Source organism: Bacillus thermozeamaize (assembly GCA_002159075.1).
In the GTDB taxonomy this organism is placed as follows: Bacteria; Bacillota; Bacilli; order ZCTH02-B2; family ZCTH02-B2; genus Bacillus_BB; species Bacillus_BB thermozeamaize.
On sequence record LZRT01000136.1, the window covers coordinates 1 to 3,147 of the forward strand.

3 protein-coding genes and 1 pseudogene are annotated in these 3,147 nt (G+C 58.0%); all 4 read right to left on the reverse strand.

What is annotated here, in order from left to right:
• On the reverse strand, nucleotides 1–1,024 hold a 1,024-nt coding region (locus BAA01_03030; protein OUM84225.1), incomplete at its 3' end, for a UDP-N-acetylglucosamine 2-epimerase.
• Complete coding sequence (locus tag BAA01_03035) at nucleotides 954–1,817, reverse strand: hypothetical protein (GenBank protein OUM84226.1); 864 nt, start codon at nucleotides 1,815–1,817, stop codon at nucleotides 954–956. The genes BAA01_03035 and BAA01_03030, both read right to left, overlap by 71 nt.
• Nucleotides 1,818–2,017: 200 nt before the next feature.
• Nucleotides 2,018–2,716, reverse strand: a complete 699-nt coding sequence (locus BAA01_03040; protein OUM84227.1) for a hypothetical protein — start codon at nucleotides 2,714–2,716, stop codon at nucleotides 2,018–2,020.
• A gap of 33 nt (nucleotides 2,717–2,749) precedes the next feature.
• A pseudogene (locus BAA01_03045) lies at nucleotides 2,750–3,147 on the reverse strand (NAD-dependent dehydratase).

Consider the following 3,147-nt stretch of genomic DNA (forward strand, 5'->3'; position numbering starts at 1 on the left):
CTTCGGGGCACTCCCAGGAGCGAGAGGCGCCGATCATCAGGCGAACACAGGCGGCGATACGTTCCGGTTCCAGTCCGGACACGGTATTGCTGCCGCATAAGACGGTCTCGGGCCGCTCCGTCGACTGCCGGATGGTGACCGCCGGGACGCCAAGGAGACAGCTCTCTTCTTGCACCGTTCCGCTGTCCGTCACGACGCATCGGGCCTTTTTTTGCAGTTGGACAAAATCAAAAAATCCGAACGGCTCACACCACTTGATCAGCGGATGGGACGAATCGAGGGAGAACTGCCGGAAACGGGAACGGGTCCGCGGGTGGACGCTGCAGACAAGCGTCAGTCCCGTCTGTTCAGCCACCAGCTTCAGACCTGTGACGATGTTGCGCAGCCTCCGTTCGCTATCGACGTTTTCAGCGCGGTGAGCCGTCACCAGGATGTACTGGTTTGCGGCGAGACCGAGTCGTTCCACGATGTCGCTTCGTTCGATCCGTTCCCGGTAGTGCTCCAATACTTCGTAGATGGGATTGCCGCTCACCCAGACGCGCTGCGGCTCGATGCCTTCCCGCAGGAGATTTTCCCGCGCGACGGGTGTATACGGCAGGTTGTAGGAGGAGACGGCATCGATGATCTTGCGGTTGACTTCTTCCGGCACCGTCATATCGTAGCAGCGGTTTCCCGCTTCCATATGGTACACCGGAATTCCCAAGCGTTCGGCCAGCACGGCACAGAGCGCGCTGTTGGTGTCGCCGAGCACCAGGATGCGGTCGGGGCGTTCTGCGAGCAGCAGCTGTTCCACTTCTGGGAACATGGTGCCCACCTGGCTCCCGAATGAATGGCCGTCAAGCTGAATTTGATGGTCGGGTTCGCGAATGCCCAATTCCTCAAAAAAGACGTCACTTAGCAAGCGGTCGTAATTCTGGCCGGTATGGACCAGGACGTGCTTGGAGGCGAGGAGGTCAAGCTGGGGAATGACCCGGCTTAATCGGATCAATTCCGGGCGCGTTCCAAGAATCGTCATCACTTTCACGTCTACGAACCTCCTTTCGTTCCTTAGACGGTCTGGTCGTGTCTTGGATGGCCCGGCGGACATGCGCCAGGACGTCGAGCACCGAATGTTCAAACGACCACTGCGGTTGCCACGCCGTCGCTTCGCGCAGCTTGCGGTTTTCTCCCCTTACCGTCAGCGGTTCATCGTGGCGCAGAAGCGCCTCATCCGTCACCACTTCAAACGGACGCAGCGCGTGCCTGCGAAAAATCTCCACCATCGATCCAATCCGCCGGGAGGTTCCGCTTGCCACGTTGTACACCTCGCCTGGCCGGATCCGTGCGGCTGTCAACAGCGACCAATATGCGGCCACAACATCGCGAACATCGACAAAATCACGTTCGATGGCCTGATTGCCCACCACCAGCCGGGGCGGACGCGCCCCGCGCTCGATTTCCGCCACCTGGCGGGCCAACGTGGCACATACGCCCGCCGAGGCGCCCGGACCGATGACATTGAACGTGCGGGCAATCACGATGGGCAGCCCGTACAGTTCCGCGTACATTTTCGCGACAGAGGTCGTCATCAACTTGCTCCAACCGTAGGGACTGTTCGGCGCCAGCGGCGTTTCCTCGCTCAAATCACCGCCGGCACCCATGCCATATTCATGCGAAGAGCCGACCACCAGGATGCCTTTCACCCGCTCTCGTTGCTTGAGCCGGATCGCTTCCAAGAGATGCAGCGTCCCCATGCAGTTGGTTGTCAGGAGACTGACCGGATCGTCCTGCCAACGCTGCACATTGGACTCTGCAGCCAGGTGGATGACGTAATCCACTGCGTTTTGCTCCATCCATTCGTGAACCTGCACCCTATTCCTGAGATCACACGGGTTGTAACGAAACTGCGGATGACAGACAAGAGTAGAAGGACTTCGGCCGATTCCCAGCACTGTCATGCCCCGGGACAGCAGGTACGCTGCCATGTGCCGGCCGACAAAGCCGTTAACTCCAGTGATTAGAACCTGACAGCACTTTTTCATTCCGCTTCCACCGGGAGCAAGAGGTGTTTCCACTTGGGATACACTTCATTGGCTCGCGCAAAATCTGCCGGCCGGCCGATGTCGATCCAGAATTCGTCGTTTTCATAGTGTCGAACCTCTTTTCCATCTTCCAAAAGGACTTGGATCAGATCGGGGATGTCAAAAAACTGTTTTTCCGGGATGTAGGCAAGGATGTCCGGATCCATCATGTAAATCCCCATGCTGACACGGGCATTGCGCACCGGTTTTTCGATGAACCGGATGACGCGGTCTCCCTCCGTCTCCAACACGCCCAGTTCAATTGGGATTTGTTTTTGCTGCGAAGCAATGGTCATCAGGCTGCGACCGGAAGTATGGAACTCCCAAAGTTCACGAAACGACAAGGTGGTCAGCACATCGCAGTTGATCAGCAAAAACGGTTCGGACAAGTGTGTCAGGGTCTTGAGTGGTCCTGCCGTCCCGCGGGACTCCGTTTCCACTTGATAGGTGATCGAGACGTTCCACGCGCTGCCGTTTCCAAAATAGGTCTGGATCAAGGAAGACCGATAGCCGCACGCCATTGTGATGTTCGTGAAACCGTGGTACCGGAGCTGTTTTACAATGATTTCCAGAATCGGCTGCTCTCCTACAGGCAAAAGTCCCTTGGGCAGCACCTTGGTATATGGTGCCATGCGCAATCCTTTGCCCCCGGTCATGATGACAGCATCCACGGTTGTCTTCCCCTCCTCTCACACGACGTAATGACTCCATCGGTACAAGTGCTTGTGGCGCGCCATCCAGTCAATCGTCCGCTGCACGCCTTCCTCCAGGGAAACGGACGGCCTCCACCCCAAGACCGCTGCCGCCTTGCTGCTGTCGGAAATGAGCCGCTCCACTTCGCTTTTCTCCGGACGGATTCGCTCTTTGTCCACCAGCACCGGCAGATCGCGGCCGACCTGCTGCAGGATGATGCGGACCAGATCGTGCACCGCAATTTCAAAGCCGGAACCGGCGTTGAACACGCCACCGACTGCTTCATCTGCTTCCGCTGCACACAGAAACGCCCGCGCGGTGTCTTCCACAAAGGTAAAGTCACGCGTCGCAGACAAGTTTCCCAGTACGATTTCCGAGCGGTGCAGAGCCTGGT